Annotated in this window: 18 protein-coding genes and 1 tRNA gene; 4 read left to right on the top strand and 15 right to left on the bottom strand. The window is 34.6% G+C overall.

Features of this window, described 5'->3' with window-relative positions; all coding sequences use genetic code 11:
* Positions 1-19 precede the first annotated feature (19 nt).
* The 5 genes from MXE27_RS03870 to arsM are packed head-to-tail and all read right to left on the bottom strand — an operon-like array spanning position 20 to position 2,708.
* Positions 20-394 (bottom strand): putative zinc-binding protein, encoded by a 375-nt coding sequence (locus MXE27_RS03870; RefSeq protein ID WP_248611090.1) that lies wholly within the window; start codon positions 392-394, stop codon positions 20-22.
* A complete protein-coding gene (locus tag MXE27_RS03865) occupies positions 384-758 on the bottom strand; it encodes an ArsR/SmtB family transcription factor (protein WP_248611089.1) in 375 nt (124 codons plus the stop codon). The genes MXE27_RS03870 and MXE27_RS03865 overlap by 11 nt, the downstream gene beginning before the upstream one ends.
* Positions 759-773: 15 nt before the next feature.
* Complete coding sequence (locus MXE27_RS03860; protein WP_248611088.1) at positions 774-956, bottom strand: hypothetical protein; 183 nt, start codon at positions 954-956, stop codon at positions 774-776.
* An 8-nt stretch (positions 957-964) separates the two neighbouring features.
* Positions 965-1,933 (bottom strand): reductive dehalogenase domain-containing protein, encoded by a 969-nt coding sequence (locus MXE27_RS03855; protein ID WP_248611087.1) that lies wholly within the window; start codon positions 1,931-1,933, stop codon positions 965-967.
* A 19-nt stretch (positions 1,934-1,952) separates the two neighbouring features.
* A complete protein-coding gene (gene arsM / locus MXE27_RS03850) occupies positions 1,953-2,708 on the bottom strand; it encodes an arsenite methyltransferase (RefSeq protein WP_248611086.1) in 756 nt (251 codons plus the stop codon).
* A gap of 169 nt (positions 2,709-2,877) precedes the next feature.
* Between arsM and MXE27_RS03845 the strand changes: the two genes are divergently transcribed.
* A complete protein-coding gene (locus tag MXE27_RS03845) occupies positions 2,878-4,230 on the top strand; it encodes an FAD-dependent oxidoreductase (protein ID WP_248611085.1) in 1,353 nt (450 codons plus the stop codon).
* Between the two features lie 10 nt (positions 4,231-4,240).
* Here MXE27_RS03845 and MXE27_RS03840 read toward each other — a convergent pair whose 3' ends face one another.
* The 4 genes from MXE27_RS03840 to MXE27_RS03825 form a co-directional block, all read right to left on the bottom strand.
* Positions 4,241-4,867 (bottom strand): DUF998 domain-containing protein, encoded by a 627-nt coding sequence (locus tag MXE27_RS03840; protein ID WP_248611084.1) that lies wholly within the window; start codon positions 4,865-4,867, stop codon positions 4,241-4,243.
* An 80-nt stretch (positions 4,868-4,947) separates the two neighbouring features.
* On the bottom strand, positions 4,948-5,559 hold the full coding sequence (locus tag MXE27_RS03835) for a rubredoxin (RefSeq protein ID WP_248611083.1): 612 nt from the start codon (positions 5,557-5,559) through the stop codon (positions 4,948-4,950).
* A 123-nt stretch (positions 5,560-5,682) separates the two neighbouring features.
* Positions 5,683-6,099, bottom strand: coding sequence for a ferritin-like domain-containing protein (locus MXE27_RS03830; RefSeq protein ID WP_248611082.1), 417 nt, complete (start codon positions 6,097-6,099; stop codon positions 5,683-5,685).
* Positions 6,100-6,149: 50 nt separating this feature from the next.
* The gene (locus tag MXE27_RS03825) at positions 6,150-7,373 is read right to left on the bottom strand and encodes an FprA family A-type flavoprotein (protein ID WP_248611081.1); all 1,224 of its coding nucleotides are present in this window, start codon (positions 7,371-7,373) and stop codon (positions 6,150-6,152) included.
* Positions 7,374-7,600: 227 nt separating this feature from the next.
* Here MXE27_RS03825 and msvR point away from each other — a divergent pair, with 227 nt between their 5' ends.
* Positions 7,601-8,398: a transcriptional factor MsvR gene (msvR, locus tag MXE27_RS11985; RefSeq protein ID WP_248611080.1), complete on the top strand. Its 798-nt coding sequence runs from the start codon at positions 7,601-7,603 to the stop codon at positions 8,396-8,398.
* An 88-nt stretch (positions 8,399-8,486) separates the two neighbouring features.
* On the top strand, positions 8,487-9,866 hold the full coding sequence (locus MXE27_RS03815; RefSeq protein ID WP_248611079.1) for a glycoside hydrolase family 191 protein: 1,380 nt from the start codon (positions 8,487-8,489) through the stop codon (positions 9,864-9,866).
* Here the strand turns inward: MXE27_RS03815 and cobI are convergent.
* Entirely contained in the window at positions 9,850-10,545 is a 696-nt protein-coding gene (cobI, locus tag MXE27_RS03810; RefSeq protein WP_248611078.1) for a precorrin-2 C(20)-methyltransferase, read from the bottom strand. The genes MXE27_RS03815 and cobI overlap by 17 nt on opposite strands.
* Positions 10,546-10,778: 233 nt before the next feature.
* On the opposite strand from cobI, the gene MXE27_RS03805 reads away from it, so the two are divergent.
* Complete coding sequence (locus MXE27_RS03805; RefSeq protein WP_248611077.1) at positions 10,779-12,590, top strand: helicase C-terminal domain-containing protein; 1,812 nt, start codon at positions 10,779-10,781, stop codon at positions 12,588-12,590.
* Between the two features lie 7 nt (positions 12,591-12,597).
* Here MXE27_RS03805 and MXE27_RS03800 read toward each other — a convergent pair whose 3' ends face one another.
* From MXE27_RS03800 to MXE27_RS03780, 5 genes are all read right to left on the bottom strand, one after another.
* Complete coding sequence (locus tag MXE27_RS03800; protein WP_248611076.1) at positions 12,598-13,221, bottom strand: flavin reductase family protein; 624 nt, start codon at positions 13,219-13,221, stop codon at positions 12,598-12,600.
* A 205-nt stretch (positions 13,222-13,426) separates the two neighbouring features.
* Positions 13,427-13,502: transfer RNA gene (locus MXE27_RS03795), tRNA-Arg, on the bottom strand.
* Positions 13,503-13,619: 117 nt separating this feature from the next.
* Complete coding sequence (locus MXE27_RS03790) at positions 13,620-14,354, bottom strand: DUF4013 domain-containing protein (RefSeq protein WP_248611075.1); 735 nt, start codon at positions 14,352-14,354, stop codon at positions 13,620-13,622.
* Positions 14,355-14,454: 100 nt separating this feature from the next.
* On the bottom strand, positions 14,455-15,057 hold the full coding sequence (locus MXE27_RS03785; protein ID WP_248611074.1) for an FmdE family protein: 603 nt from the start codon (positions 15,055-15,057) through the stop codon (positions 14,455-14,457).
* 62 nt (positions 15,058-15,119) lie between these two features.
* Positions 15,120-15,938, bottom strand: coding sequence for a DUF4013 domain-containing protein (locus MXE27_RS03780; RefSeq protein WP_282730729.1), 819 nt, complete (start codon positions 15,936-15,938; stop codon positions 15,120-15,122).
* Between the last annotated feature and the right edge of the window lie 3 nt (positions 15,939-15,941).

Genomic DNA, 15,941 nt, shown 5'->3' with positions numbered 1-15,941 from the left:
TGACCACTGGAATGAGTTTTTAATCAACCAAATCTTTAATTTTTTTCTTAATTTCAACTACACATTCCTCTCCAGATTTCCCTAATCTGGCCACTCCACCAGGTTCTAAATCGTTTTCTTGCAGGGGTTCCATAACATTCATACTCTTAATTACATTAACCCCTTTACTCTCAAGTATCTTATCGACGCAAGAGTGATTACATCCATTAACTGCAATTATAGGGTATTTTTTAATCATACTCCTAAAACCTGCTTTATCTGCAGAGGTAGCAGTAATGCATATTGATATTAAATTGGATGACTCTTCTACACTATCGGAGCATGATGCTCTGGCAACTAATCCATAAGGGCTCATTCCATTACAAGGACAAAGTGCAATTTTTTCAGATTTCATTTTTAACAATCCTCACTTCCATTACTTTTTTTATTAATTCAATGATAGATGGATTGGATAATTTGTAATGTATCCATACTCCTTCTTTACGACCTTTAATAAACCCTGAACTTTTAAGCACAGTTAAATGATGAGAAATTGTGGACTGTGGTTTTTCAAGAGCAGTATTTATTTCACAGACACATAGTTCTCCTTCTTGAAGTAAGTATAATATTTTCAACCTAGTTGGATCGGAAATTGCTTTAAATACATTGGATTGATTTTCTAATTTCTCTTGATCAGGCAGTCCTTCTAATATTTTTTTTAGATTTTTTAATTGATCATCACAGGGTTTATCTTCTCCTGTACTCTGGCATGTTTTCACTAAATCACCTTAACTTTATTTTTGACAATCAGGGCAGATATATTCGTCTTTATCGGTTTTGAATACCTTATCACATTTTTCACATATTGCCTCTTTAAGATGAGATTCTCTTTGAATATTTATCCCCCACTTACAGGAAATGCCCCCTCTACTGTGGGTGTTTTTCATTCTTATCTTTTCATTTTCTTTTTTAACCATCAAATCACTTAAGAACTACAGCATTCCTTCTGCTTTAGTTTAGCATTAATCTTGTCAAATTTTCTTTTTAGGTGCACATATCCTTTGGTATAAAAGGGACATTCTTCTATACAGAAAGTACATCCATGACTACAACCAATGCATCGATTTTTTATCAACTCAACTTTTTTATTGCCGCAACATCCTTCTGTTTCATGTAATGCTTTTTCACTACAGGCTTTAATGCAGTTGTTGCATCGTTCACAGTAATCTTTTATCCAGGAATGATCAGGACCTTTTTTAGGTAAATTGGCTATACTAACAAATATGGCGGAGATTTTCTGCCGGGGGCCGAGATCTGGCGTTATCAAAAGACCACTTTTCCCTATATGCCCCAATCCTGCTTTTTCTGCAAGCGCTGAGAAGTTTATAACGCCTTCATAAGGATGAGATACCTCAGTTGCAAAACCGTTTTCACGAAGATAGTCAGAAAGGACATATGATAAATCACCTAACTTAGCATATGCTTCATTATTTAGTTTTTGTGCTTCTTTTCCAGGAAGAGTTTTTATTATTTTTTCATCCATCTCCATAGTCAATACGATAACATTGGTGTATTGGATAAATTTATCTTGAATAAGCAATTCCGCATCAATTTGGGAATAACCAATGTTTTCAATACCTATTGATTTAGCGTAATCTTCAAATTTTTTAATGAATTTTTCATCTGTTATATATTGGGGGTGGGTTGGATTTTTTATTAGTGATTTATCCGGATATGATATATTTCCACATCCACAACTATCCTCTTCTGATGGTTCTTTACATTCACATTCTGTACTTTTTGAGGTAAATGTGCCTTTTGTGCTTTTACATTCAGAGCCTACACTCTTTTCTTCTTTTTCAAAGGATTCTTCAACCTCACAACTACATCTTTTATTTTCTAGATTTATCTCATCCGTGATTTCACATTCACACCCACGACTGCTTTCTTTCATTTAATTGCCTCTTAATAAATTATTTAGTAGCTTTAAGTTGAATACTGGTTATTTTACCAATCAGCCTTTCATCCATTCCGGCTTCAGTAAAAAAATTTTGTTTTATTATTTTTAAATCTTTAAAACCCGCTTCTTTAATAGTATCCAAATATTCTTCTTTTTCCATAGCTCCTGAAATACAACTGGACCATGCTTGGAAATTTTTCTTAATTTCTTCGGGAATATCTCCTTCAGTAACCAGATCCGAAACTAATATTCTACCGTTTGGTTTTAAAACTCGGTAAACTTCACCATATGCTACTGATTTGTCTGGAGTGAGGTTAATAACACAGTTACTGATGATAAGATCAATGGAATTGTCTGAAATGGGTAGATTTTCAATTTCCCCTAATCGAAACTCAACGTTTTCGTAATTTCCTTTTTCAGCATTCTCATTAGCTGTTTCAATCATTTCGGGTGTCATATCTACTCCAATGACTTTTCCGAGGCTTCCTACTTTATTTGCTGCTAGAAATACATCAATTCCGCCACCAGATCCAAGATCTAATACAATTTCTCCTTCTTTTATCTCTGCAAGAGCTGTGGGATTTCCACAACCTAAACCAAAAATGGCTTCTGATGGGATATTTTTTAATTCTTCCAGAGAATAACCCGCATTTTGGGCTTGGTCCATGATTGAATTAACGCCCTCACAACATGAACAGGAAGACGATTTTCCCTGAGCTATTTTAGAATAACGATCTTTGACGTGTTTTTTGATATCATCGCCTTTCATTTTGAAAACCTCACTCCATATTTTTAATAATTCTATATATCCAAATATATCAATATAATACTTAAATATTTGGGTGAATTCATGTGATTTTTAATATTCTGGTCCAAAGTTTATAGGTGAAAAGATAAAAAAAATATTAAATGTACGACCAATAGGTGGAAAAAATAAAATGAAAGTAGTTATAATCGGGGGAGGGGCTGGAGGCCTTTCCACTGCTTCAAACATTAGGAAATATAATGAAGACGCTGAGATAACTGTGATAACTCGAGACGAGCATATCGCATATTCTCCCTGTGCAATCCCTTATGTATTGTGTGGAGAAGTGGGCTGTTTTGATGATATTATTATGCACCAGCCTGAGGATTATCTGGAAAGGGATATAACTGTTATAACCAGAGCAGAAGTCTTGGAAGTTTCAAGTGAAAAAAATAAAATCAAGTATAAATCACTGGAGGTAGATGAATCACTCAATGAATTGCCATATGACTACTTGGTAATGGCTACTGGAGGAGCACCATTTATTCCTCCTGTGGAGGGCGCGGATATTGAAGGTGTTTTTAAAATTAGAACCATAAAAGATGGGGCTATGATAAAACAATGGGTTGAAAAAAGTAAAAGTGCAGTGGTTGTAGGGGCGGGTTTAATTGGCCTTGAAATTGCCTATGGTCTAAAAAACATGGGTTTAAAAGTTACAGTCACTGAAATGCTTCCTCAAATTGTTCCCCGGTCATTGGATCCATCCATGGCATCTATTGTCCAAAAATACATGGAAAAAAAAGGAATTAACTTCATTCTGGGACATGCTATTGATACAATCTCTGGTGCAAAAAAAGTAGAAGGGGCCATATTTGGTGATGATGAGATTGAAGCAGATATGGTTATATTAGCTACTGGAGTAAGGCCAGAAACAAAACTTGCTAAAATGGCGGGTGTAGATATTGGTAGGTGGGCGATACTGGTAAATGAAAAAATGCAAACTTCTGTGCCAAATATTTATGCGGTAGGTGATTGTGTGGAGGTATATGATGCAATTACTGGTCACAATACCCAATCTCCACTGGGAAGTACTGCAGTTAGACAGGCTAAAGTTGCAGCTAAAAGCATTGTAGGTATTGAATCTGCTTTTAGGCCAGTACTAAATTCCATGGTTTCTAAAATAGGATCTCTGGAATTTGGCGCAGTAGGTTTAACTAAGACTTCTGCTCTTCAAAATGGGTTAAAAGTGATTTCAGGTAAAAGTAGGGCATTGACCAAGGCCAGATATTATCCTGGGGCGAAAAGAATAGACGTTAAAATGACTGCTATGTTAGATGGTAAAATCATTGGCTGTCAGATTATTGCAGAGGAAAGGGTAGCAGAAAGAGTAGATACTATGTCTTTAGTAATAGCTCAAGGTATTACTTGTAATGAATTGGTTAACATGGAATTTTCATATGCTCCACCAGTTTCTATGGTTATAGATCCTATAATACTAGCAGCAGAAGATGCCTGTCAAAAACTAAAAAGGGTTAATGGTGAATAAAATTCACCTCTTATTTATCTATTTTCTCAGAGCTTACTCCTGATAAATATCCTCCAAAACCCATTAACCATATTACTACTGGATAAGCCACCCATCTTTCCACGCCACCTGCACCAAGTAATGGTATAAAAAAATTGGCTGTAAACAAGAAAAATAAGCTTACAACGCCTAATACTATTGATATATATTTAAGTGGTGAATTAATAAGTCGGTAGGAGTAAATTAAAGATAATCCTCCGCATATGAATGTTGTAATGGCAAATAATGGGTGTTGGGGGTTGATATTGCCGGGAAATAGGCCCACACCAAAAGCTCCCAATCCTAATAATCCCATTAAAATAGCCGCAATTTTATCATTATAAGCTTGAAATAAGAAATAAGTAGCAACAAGGACTAATATTCCGGATATTATCATTGTTAAATTGAATATACTTGCAGAGGGTTGGGTAATAATGCTATGTGGTGGTTCAGTGGCTCCAAGATCACTAATCATACTTTCACTAGTAGTATAAGTATATTCTGGGGGATAAAAAGCTTCACCAGTTATTATTCCCATTAAAATCGCTGCACCTGCAAGAAAAAATAAAAGGCCGGATAGGGTGGTGTTGAATTTATTTGAAGATTTAAATTTATGCATCATATTTTTTTATATGAGCATGTAAGAATATTAAAATACTTTCTTTATTCTATATTTTTAAAATTTCAAAATAGAATGATTTATCTGACTTTCGATACTCTTTTAAGGGTAATATGGTGTCCATAATCTTTTTGTTCTTTATCGATGCGGTATCTGTATCCTGTAACTTCTTCTAGTGCGGTTGCGGTAGTGTTGGTGTAGGGACATGTAGTTATGAGTACGCCTTGGCTTTCTAACTGTTTGCATAGTCCAAAAAATCTACAGTTTTCTACATTTAACTCCACAGTTTCTTCTCTGATAACATATTCTAAATTCCGAGCAAACTTATTTTGGTTAATGAAATATTCTTTAATGGATTCTAAAGCAATTTCTTGGGAAGAAATATCCTTCACATTTTTTTTTAATTCTTGAATAAATGTGCGGCCTATTTCTTTAGTAACAGAATAAGATCCTTTACCTGATATGGTCCATAGTCCTTTAGTAAGTGCTAAAATCATTAAGGCCATAGGAAATTCGCCTTGATTTGGAATATTTTGTTTTAATGGAAAAAATTCTTCTTTTCCCACTCCGCATTGGGGACAAACCCAGTTTTCTGGAAGATCTTTAAGATCAGTTCTGGCCGTTGCATTTTTTTCGGGATCTCCAATGTTTGAGTTGTATATATAACTACATATTTGGCAACTGTATTTCATTTTAACGCCTGAATTTTAAATATATGTTGATATGGGGGTATATTGGTTGGTGATATTAATTTTAAAGAAAAAATATGTTAAAAGGGGGGAGATTAAGATGTGGGGGGAGGCGGTACATCTTATTTAGAAATATCTCTCCAAAATTCCTTTTAACATACGTGCATGCCGGGCTTCATCCCGGGAACTTTCATCAAAGAAATCATGTGCAGGGTCAATATCACATTCTTTTGCTTTTTTAGCGGCGGCCTTTTTTTCGTTGTTGGCCATGGTCTCTCCTTCCAGCATCATTTCCAGATTTTCTTTCAGGGATGGTTTTATAACTTCATTCATTTCTGCAAAGTGTGATGCATGTTCTGCTTCTTCCCAGGCTATGGTTTTTAGTACTTCAGCCACTTCTGGAAGTCCCTCTCTTTGGGCTAATCTGGCCATAGCTAGGTACATACCTACTTCCTGACATTCGCCATTAAAATTTGCTTTCACAGCTTCTTCTAGTTCAGTTCCTTTACATACTCCAATTTCATGTTCGTTTATTAATTCCATATTTTTGTCTCCATATAGATTTTTTTAGTTAGGGGGGATAAATTTTATATTTAAAGAGATTTTATTTCCTGAGCCAGCTTTTTGCCTGTCTGGAAACATTTATCCAACTCATCTTCATTTGGAACATATAATATTTCATATTCTTCTTTTACATTGAATCCACATTCTTTAAGGTCTCTTGATAGTGTAGCTGGAGCTCCACCTTGGCCTCCCATGGATCCAAAGGTCACGGCTAGCTTTTCAAATCCAGTTCTATTGAATTTTAATCCACGCAGGTAGTAAATTAGATCTCCAACACTAGGGAATGGTTCATCATATATGGTTGGAGCTCCCAGAGCGATTGCTTTACTATCTAATATGTCCTTCACAATTTCACTACGTTCATCTTCGTGGAGATAGTACATTTTAACATCAACTCCTTCGCTCATTACTCCTTCTGCCATGGCATGTGCCATTTTCTGAGTAGAATAATGCATGGTATCATATATTATGGTAACTTTGTCCTGGTTGTTTCCACTAGCCCAATCACTATAGGCTCCTATGATTTTCATGGGATCAGTCCAGATTTGGCCATGTGCTGGAGCAATCATATTGATTTTATCCAGCAGTCCTAAGTCTATTACTTCCTGGAATTTTTTCAATACCAGTTTGGATAGTGGTGTTACTAGGTTGGCATAAAATTTTTTGGTAGCATCCATCAAGACATATTCTGGTATTTCGTGATCATATCGTTGTGGGAAACATAAATGTTGACCAAATGCGTCGTTAGGGAATAAGATTCCATCTTCTACAAGCAGGGTAAACATACTGTCTGGCCAGTGTAGTAAAAATGCCTCTAAAAATGCTAGAGTTTTTCCTCCGAGTTCAAGAGCTTCGCCAGTACCAACGGTGACAAATTCGGCCCCACCCAGTGCAGGAAAATGCTTTAATAATCCTTCAATAGCAATTTCAGTACAGTAAATAGGTGCTTGTGGGAATTTTTTATGAAGTTCTACCAAAAGCCCACTGTGGTCTTTTTCCACATGGTTTTGTACAATAACATCTACTTTGACTTCTTTGCCTTCTTGGGCAAATGCGTCTTCTACTCTTGCCATTAGTTCTGGGAAATTTCCAGGATATGCATTGTCCACTAAAGCTACTTTTTCATCTCCAAAAACAAGGTATGCATTGTAACTGGTTCCATTCAATGTATATCCATGATAAGTTCGAATATCCCAGTCTAAAACTCCTACCCAGTAAACGCCGTCTGTAATTTTAGTTGCTTCTGCTTTCATTTTTTCACCTAATTTTTCACATTTATTTTAATCATGAGAATAATATTTGTTCGTGCTTCCTCGAATATACTATACTATACGAACTAATATTTAATGGTTTCTGTTCGTTTCTAGGCGAACAGTTTATATGGGAGAAAATAATAGTTATTATATAATTATTTTTGTTCCAACATATGCGAACTAGTATATAATAAAAGAGCCATACATTTTAACAGGTTGGTGCCACGGTGGTTTCAAAAAATAAAAATCAGATAAATAAAAAAACAGGGCAGTTAAGTAAGCCTATAACTATTTTTGCTACAAAAAAAGGAGTTAATGTGGTAAAAAGTCCTGTAAAATCATTAATTCTCAATGCATTAAATGAAAAGGATCTTAGTTTTGATGAAATAGTTAAAATTGCAGGTAAATCCAAATCAACGGTATCTGCACACCTCAAATCATTGACTCGAGATAGTGTTATCGGCTCCAGAACTCATCCCCATGATCAGCGAAAAAAGATATTCTTTATAAATTCCCGATACATAGGGGACATGAACCCTCAAGAAGCAATTGAAAGAGAAGAACAGAAGGTAGAATTTTTAATTCAGAATCTTATTGACCAGGGTAACCCATTTGAATTTTTCCGTTTAATGTTTCATACTCTAAGGGTTGAATTAATACAGGAAGGCATAAATATAGACCCATTACTGCACCAAGCAGGAATAAGGATTGGCCAATCATTTTATCAAAAATTACAGGATCCTGACATGGACAAAATGCTTCAAAACCTGGCCGATTTTTGGCAAGCCAATGGCCTTGGCACAATAGAAGTATTTAACAAGGAACCATTAGTAATAAGAGCTTATGATTGTTTTGAATGTGAATTACTCCCTAAAACTGGTGAATCTGCATGTGCACTTGATTCAGGGATATTAGAAGCGTTATTTTCAGGGCATTTCGCCAAACCAATGGTGGTTGAAGAAACCAAATGCTATGCTAAAGGGGATGATTACTGCTGCTTTGTCATAGGACCTGATGAAGAATAAATCCAATAAATATTTTTTTCAATTAATCACGCCTCACTGAAATCTTTTTTTACCATAAAGAAAAGATAAATTAGCAGGTGAGTTGGGTATGCATAGAGTTTTTTCCAGCACTAAATTACTTTTCACTATTATTGTTCTTTTTATCATAGTTTTTTCCATGCAACTGGCTGAACCTGCATCTGCTACCCAAACTAAACTGATTGATAAAGGTTCTCAAGTTTTTCATGATTATGCGGCTAAATCAGATGTTAAATATTCTTTTAAAACATATGCAAAAGGAAAAAAACACCTTAAAATAAAGGGATACAACTATTATTATAATTCTAAAAAAAGGATAGAAAAAAATATTTATCTTAATAAAGTGTCTAAATCTAAAATTAAAATAAGATATAATGGTAATTTTAAAAAATCCCAATTCATAAAAACTCGATTAACCCTCACTAAATACTACTGGAAAGCATACCGCAAAAAATTATTATCAACTAACAAACCACTTAAACTTTCTAAAGTCAAATACTGGGCATATCAACTTCAAAATATTGAAAAGCCTGGTGCTGTAAAGAAATTAGCTGCTTCAAAGTATGATTTACTGGTTATTGAACCTACTCAGACGGTTAAAGATGAAGGAAGTTTCAATACTCAAAAAATAATCAATCGATTGAAGCGCTCTAAGGCCCACGATGGTATTCACCGTAAATTAGTCCTGGCATATATTAATATTGGGGAGGCTGAAGATTACCGTGGGTATTGGAAATGGTCGAAAACATGGGTCAAAGGAAAATCTAAACCTAAAGATTGGCCATCGTATATTTTAACACCCGATCCTCAGGGATGGGGCGGAAACTACCCGGTTGCCTATTGGGATGGGAGATGGAAAGATATTGTATTATATGGAAAAAATCAAAAAACAAATCCCTACTGGAAATACCGTAGTTTAGTGGATGAAGTCCTAAAAGCTGGCTTTGATGGAGTTTATCTGGATTGGGTGGAAGGATATGAAAATCCGGAAGTTATCAAAGCAGCAAAAAAGGCAGGTAAGAATCCTAAAGTAGAAATGATTAAATTTATCAAAGAGATTCGAAACTATGCCCGATCCAAAAATCCAAACTTTATTATAATTCAACAAAATGCTGCTAATTTAGCATATGGGTATTCAGAAGCATTTTATATTGTCGATGGGATTGCACAGGAGTCCATATGGTATGATTGGAATCATAAGAAAAATCATGATATTTCAACAGATCAAATATTGACGAAAGAGTATATTAAATACTTAAATCGCTATAAAAAAGCAGGAAAAGCTGTTTTTAACTGTGAATATGCTGTAAAAAAAGCAAAAATAGCATACTTGAAGTCTAGAAAAAATGGCTTTATCCCTTATTGTTCAATGAAATTACTGGATCGATTGTCTAATACTCCGCCCTGGAATTACTTAAATAAAAAAATAAAGGTTATTTTGAAAACTTAATTAAGGTAGTGGATAAATATTTTTTATTCTTGGCAAAACCTTCATTAACTGTTTCATCTTCCATACTGCAGTTTTGTACAGAAATTATTTCTTTATGCCGGGTATCTTTTTCAATAGTATCCTCTAAAAGTTGGCTATGGCGCGAGGTTTTCATAACCACAAATGTATCTCCGCCTTCTAAGATACTATCTAATCTATGGTCAACCTTAGGTACTATTATTAGAATATCATCTTTTTCCACCAGAGGGATACCCGCACTAGCTGCACAACCAGTAAAGGAGGTTATACCTGGAACCATTTCTACTAAAAATCCTTTTTTCAGTATGCGTTTTTGGAGGTAAGAAAAAGTACTGTATATGGACGGATCCCCCAAAGTCACAAAAGCCACGTCTTTTCCTTCTTCTAAATGCCTTTTCACCATTTTTGCAGCGCGATCCCAGTGTTCTTCCAAAGATTTCTTATCTTCTGTCATAGGGAAAACAGGTTCCATTACAATATAATCATCGTTTCTCTGATCTAATGCTGATTGTACAATAGACAGTGCAATACTTGGCTTTCCAGGGGCAGATCTTGGAGCACATATAACATCTGCCGACTTCAATACTTTATCTGCTTTAATAGTAAGGAGTTCGGGGCTTCCCGGCCCCACTCCCACTCCTATAAGCTTTCCTTTTGTCATTAAAACACCTATGATAATTGTAAATTAATATTTGAATTTAAAATTTGTTATAAAAATTAAAATATTGGAATTTTATTTTTTAAGCAAGGTTTTCAACCAGTAATTTAACATTGGCAAAGAATGCTTTTAAATTTTACACATATAATAATGTGTGATATTAATTGGTATGTTATTAATAGTTTTCAGCTGGTCTCTTTAAACCTATTTATAGCATCAAAACTAATATAGGTGGCATGGCAAACCCTCTTTTTTGTCCCAATTGTGGAATGATGAAAAGTCGTTGTATATGTGGACCAGACGATGACATTAGAAAAGATACATCTCTATTCGAAGCTAAGTTTTTATCCAGAAGGAAAAATAAGAAAAATGATGATAATATTTCTCGTCCCACAGTTTTATCCCCCTCCCGTCGAAGAGAAATAAAAAATAAATTTCCACATATTGAGGATGATATTATTGAATCTTTTCCTTTTCCAAACCCACGAGAGGGGCAGTTAGATATTATTTCTGATATTTATAACGCAATTGAAGAAGGATATAAATATATTGTGTTGGAAGCTGGAACCGGCACAGGAAAATCACCAATTGCTACTACTTTGGCCAGAATATACAATCCGGCTTATATTCTGACTATGACCAAGCAGCTCCAAGCACAGTATGCGAATGAATTTGATTTTCCACTGGTAAAGGGCCGGGGGAACTTCCAGTGTAAACATGATGATCTGGAATCGGGGTGTGATATAGGGACATGTCAGACCACTCCCCGCAATAGGCCATTCAACTGTTCTTATGGTGTGAGCAAAGCTCCTACTCTGGGCAATACCGAAGCTTTCACGGATTCTTATGGTAATTCCATATTCTATCAGTCTAATGACCATTGCCACTACTGGAATCAAAAGGCAGATGCTGTAAATGGTGATATAACTTTAATGAACTATGATTATGCTCTTTTAGAACTCAATTATGTGGGCCACTTTGGCAAACGGGAATTAATGATACTTGATGAGGCGCATAATATTGAAGATAAGCTCATGAAGAGGTTAGAGGTAAATATATTTAATCAAAGATTAAAAAAGGACCTCAACACAGTGCTTTCTAAAGAGTTAATATCTTCTCCAGACCCTCAAGATTGGATAATGCAAGTTGAAGCAGTTTATAAGGGATATAAAGAGTTAAATCTCAAAGATCTCCCAAAAAACAAGGCAGATAGGGTGAATCGTACTGTTTCTCGTTTGGAAGATTTAACAGATAAATTAGAAAAAGAACCAAAGAATTGGGTGGTTGATTTTAATCAGGAAGAAGTATCCTTTAAACCCCTCAGAGTACACCAGTATGCCCATGAACATTTATTCCGCCATGCAGAGACATGTATATTTATGAGTGCTACTATTCTCTCCCATCAGATGTTTTGCAAGTGGCTGGGTTTGGATCCTAAAGAAGTATATTTTGTTAAAGTGGATAGCCCTTTCCCTGCTTCTAAACGACCAATAGAGTTTAAATTAGCAGGTAAAATGTCTAAAAATAGGATAAAAAGGACAGCTCCGGATACGCTACCCATTTTAAATAAGATACTTAAAAGGCACAAACATGATAAAGGATTGATACATACTCACAATTATCAGTGTCAAAAATATTTAATGGAAAAAGTACCTAATTCTCGTCTGGTAGGACATAATTCTGCTAACCGAGAAAGTGTTCTCTATCACTTTGAGGCCAGTCGCAATCCACTGGTTTTAGTAAGTCCTTCTATGAGTGAAGGAGTTGATTTACCATATGACCAGTGTCGTTTTCAGGTAATATATAAAGTACCTTTCCCTTATCTGGGGGACAGACAGGTTAACTTGAGAAGACAAAGAGATCAACGTTGGTATGCTTATAAAACAGTCATGACTCTCATGCAAGCATATGGGCGTGGAATGAGGGCTCATGACGATGAGTGTTACACTTATGTTCTGGATGAAAATATAAAAATGTTGTTTAAGAGTCCGTTATACCGTTCCCTGGTTCCTCAGTTCTTTAAAGAAGCAGTGATTGAAGAAGATTAAATATGCCTTAATCATTATACATCCATGATAAGGGGTCTTTCCCATCAGGGAACATAGCACCAAATGGTTCAAATTTGTTAATATCTTCAATGGTACAAAAATGCATGCCTTCATCTGAACCCACCATCATCAATGGCTTAGCAGATTCCACGTCCCAGCTGCCGTCATGGGGGTTGTAAACATTGTCTTTTATTTCCAGATGAACCACCTGGCCCATTATTAACAAATAAGGAAAACCCTGGTATTCTTCTTCATATATGGAATGTAATTTGCATTCCATCCAGGCATAGCAACCTTCTATTCCTGGGGCTTTAACTTTTTTAGAAGGCCTTTCTTTCAGGTCTGCTAATTCAAATTCATTTACATCAAAAGGAACATGTGAAGAAGTAGGTATTACTTTATCTACCAAATTTGCCCCGGCTAAATTAATAACAAATTCTTTGGTGCTCTTTATATTCACGAAAGTATCTCTCATTTTCGCAGAAGCTACACATATCAGATCAAAAGGCCTTAAAACAGGCATGATGCATGAATATGGTGCAATATTGCGTATTCCTTCTTCACTAATGGTTGATATAAAAGTTACAGGAAGAGGTATTAAAGATTCTCTTTTAAAATTTTTTAATATCATTGCATCACCAAATTCATTTAATTGTATGATACATATAAATCTTATTAAATATATAAAAAGTATTACTTAACTGGCATGATACCTAGTTTTTTTAAAATACTTGGAATTAAGTTCTCAAGAGGCCTCGAACGAAAGGATTGATTTTTCAACTTAACTGAAAATCCGGCCTCTATCAACGAACTGTAAAATTTAAAATTGATAATAGCGGACCCGGGGGGATTTGAACCCCCGACCTTGGGATCCGAAGTCCCACGTCATATTCCAGGCTAGACTACGGGCCCAATATAATTCATATTATCTAAAATAATAGACAAATTAGTTGTTAGGTGGTTTTCCCTTATAAAGTATTCGTTGGTTTGAAGATATAATCATATTTTTATTAATAATAAAAAATAAGGCTAGGGAGATTGGAATTCTCCTTCTTCAAGGTTTTCATTTCTAATCTCAGGACCCATATTCTCTTCTAAAGTTTCCAATTTATTCATCTTGTTAAATAATAATCCAATAAATCTGTATTGGAATATTGATGCATAATTACTCAATAACAATGAAACTACAGTTCCAATTAATGCACCGGCAATTCCATAAACTTTTAGAAGTGAAAATACCTGAGCCACGGCAATAAAAATTAAAACTATTATTCCTGCAGTAAATATATATGCAAAATAATTTATCCAACCCATGTCCCCTATAAGTCCTAAAATTTTATTGAAATCAAAAATTGCTTTGAAATTTCCAGTATATGCCATATTATTCAGTGCAGTAACATAAACTAAATTTAGAACGAAGAATATGATGAAACATATAATTACTAAAATGACGGCAATGATGGATGGTAGTGTATTCATCATAGATAAAGAGACTACAAATAGGCTTAAAGGCAATATATAATAGATTATAGTTGCACTCAGAAATTTTAAACCATCAAAAAACATTTTTCCCCATTCAACAAAAGCGGGAAGTTCATTTTTTCCGTGAGTGGTATCTTCAATAATTCTTAAAAGATATCCAAACTGAAGAAATATGGGGATAATTAAGATGCTCCCTAAGTTTAGCAATAATAACCCGATATAACGATTTATGTTTTTTAAAGGGAATTTAAATGAACTTGAAATCATATCTCCAATTTTCATAACCAATACCTCCAAGTATTATAATACAATATTCTTTTTTATTATTATACATTTCGAAAAAAATAGGGTAAATTCATAAATATAAAAAAAATTAATGGAATTAATTCCGGTTGTATTCCTTAAAACATGGTATGCAAACGATGTTCCCTTCTTCTATTCTAGCCCTGTGTTCTGCCACATAATCTCCACATTTTTCACATTTAATAGATTGAAATAAACGGGCTTCTTCAGGTTCTTCCATTGTTACATGTTCTAATTTGAATAATTCGTCAGCAGACATTTCCAGAATTTTTTCAGATAAATCATTTTTCCGGGATTTAAATTCTAATTTATCTTCATGTGTGCCCTCTTTGGAAAATGCTTTAGTTCTTATTTTAGAAAAATCAGAATCAAGTTCGTCGATAGATTTTTTTAATGATAATCTGATTGATTTACCTGTATTGCGATTAAGGAAAGTATATACTTGTTTTCCATAATCTTTAAAGATTAAATTCCCCTTACCTAGGGTACAACCGGTAACTACTTGGATGGCATCTACACTACAGCTATCATTTTCCACAATAGTTAAAAATTCTTCATCAACGGGTCTATCTGATTGGAGTTCTTTTAGAGATATTTTAGCGGCACGGTATCCAATAGCGGTTCCGGGACATACATGCCCGTGAAATTTAGTTACTTCTGAAAATGGGATTATTTTTTGCATTAAATTCACCAGCTTTTTATATGACTTTTTTTTGGTTTAAATTTTCATATTTTTAAAAAGAATTATTCCGAATTTTTAACAAATCGGGGCTTTCTAATATCATTCATAGTCTTTTTTTCATTTTCTATTTTCCCCGGGTAGATTAGTCCCATAAATCGACCTTGGAAGCAGTATTCAAATGAACTAATCAGTAATCCACTGATTATGATGCTTATGATGTAGCCATTGATTCCATAATTTTTAAAGAGGTCGGGCAAGATCAGACCAAGGATAGTAGTCAAAGCAACTACTATCAAAAAGAAAATACCACAAACTAGATATTTTCCCCACCCCAACACTTGAATCTTTTTATAAATAGATTTGATCTCAAATGCAGCCCCTACTTTATCTTTATAAACCATTCTAGGAATAGCTATTACTTGTATTAAGTAACCAAGAGATACTAATATTATTCCAATAATTAACAATAAAAGAGGAATGGGGCCACTAAATAGGGACATGTAATCCATAGTGTAGTATGGGGCAGAATACATGGCAATGGTTTGATTATTGATATGTCCCGAAGTAATCATGTTACTTAAGGACGTAAATATGGAAATTATTAACGCAGCATATATGAATAGTAACCCTGGAAGAGAGTATGCAATATTAACCACGAGAAATTTAATACCATCAATAAACATATTAGTCAAATCTTCAAAAGGAGGCATTTCTCGGATTCCTTGGGAGGTATTTTTGATAATTCGAATCATATAACCTCCAGCTAATATTAGGGGTAGCATGAGTGGACTGAATATTAATATAACTCCTAATATTAGAAATCTAACTGGATTGGAAAATGGAAAGCTAATTGAGTCCGATATTATTTCTTTAATTTGCATTAT

The sequence above is a fragment of the Methanobacterium alcaliphilum genome, assembly GCF_023227715.1.
Classification (GTDB): domain Archaea; phylum Methanobacteriota; class Methanobacteria; order Methanobacteriales; family Methanobacteriaceae; genus Methanobacterium_E; species Methanobacterium_E alcaliphilum.
This window is presented reverse-complemented; position numbering and strand designations above follow the sequence as displayed.

Bases quoted from the DNA above. Each gene is read 5' to 3' on its own strand.
- MXE27_RS03870 (WP_248611090.1), bottom strand. From the start codon at position 394: ATGAAATCTGAAAAAATTGCACTTTGTCCTTGTAATGGAATGAGCCCT.
- MXE27_RS03860 (WP_248611088.1), bottom strand. From the start codon at position 956: ATGGTTAAAAAAGAAAATGAAAAGATAAGAATGAAAAACACCCACAGT.
- MXE27_RS03855 (WP_248611087.1), bottom strand. From the start codon at position 1,933: ATGAAAGAAAGCAGTCGTGGGTGTGAATGTGAAATCACGGATGAGATA.
- arsM (WP_248611086.1), bottom strand. From the start codon at position 2,708: ATGAAAGGCGATGATATCAAAAAACACGTCAAAGATCGTTATTCTAAA.
- MXE27_RS03845 (WP_248611085.1), top strand. From the start codon at position 2,878: ATGAAAGTAGTTATAATCGGGGGAGGGGCTGGAGGCCTTTCCACTGCT.
- MXE27_RS03840 (WP_248611084.1), bottom strand. From the start codon at position 4,867: ATGCATAAATTTAAATCTTCAAATAAATTCAACACCACCCTATCCGGC.
- MXE27_RS03835 (WP_248611083.1), bottom strand. From the start codon at position 5,559: ATGAAATACAGTTGCCAAATATGTAGTTATATATACAACTCAAACATT.
- MXE27_RS03830 (WP_248611082.1), bottom strand. From the start codon at position 6,099: ATGGAATTAATAAACGAACATGAAATTGGAGTATGTAAAGGAACTGAA.
- MXE27_RS03825 (WP_248611081.1), bottom strand. From the start codon at position 7,373: ATGAAAGCAGAAGCAACTAAAATTACAGACGGCGTTTACTGGGTAGGA.
- MXE27_RS03815 (WP_248611079.1), top strand. From the start codon at position 8,487: ATGCATAGAGTTTTTTCCAGCACTAAATTACTTTTCACTATTATTGTT.
- cobI (WP_248611078.1), bottom strand. From the start codon at position 10,545: ATGACAAAAGGAAAGCTTATAGGAGTGGGAGTGGGGCCGGGAAGCCCC.
- MXE27_RS03805 (WP_248611077.1), top strand. From the start codon at position 10,779: ATGGCAAACCCTCTTTTTTGTCCCAATTGTGGAATGATGAAAAGTCGT.
- MXE27_RS03800 (WP_248611076.1), bottom strand. From the start codon at position 13,221: ATGATATTAAAAAATTTTAAAAGAGAATCTTTAATACCTCTTCCTGTA.
- MXE27_RS03790 (WP_248611075.1), bottom strand. From the start codon at position 14,354: ATGAAAATTGGAGATATGATTTCAAGTTCATTTAAATTCCCTTTAAAA.
- MXE27_RS03785 (WP_248611074.1), bottom strand. From the start codon at position 15,057: ATGCAAAAAATAATCCCATTTTCAGAAGTAACTAAATTTCACGGGCAT.
- MXE27_RS03780 (WP_282730729.1), bottom strand. From the start codon at position 15,938: ATGCAAATTAAAGAAATAATATCGGACTCAATTAGCTTTCCATTTTCC.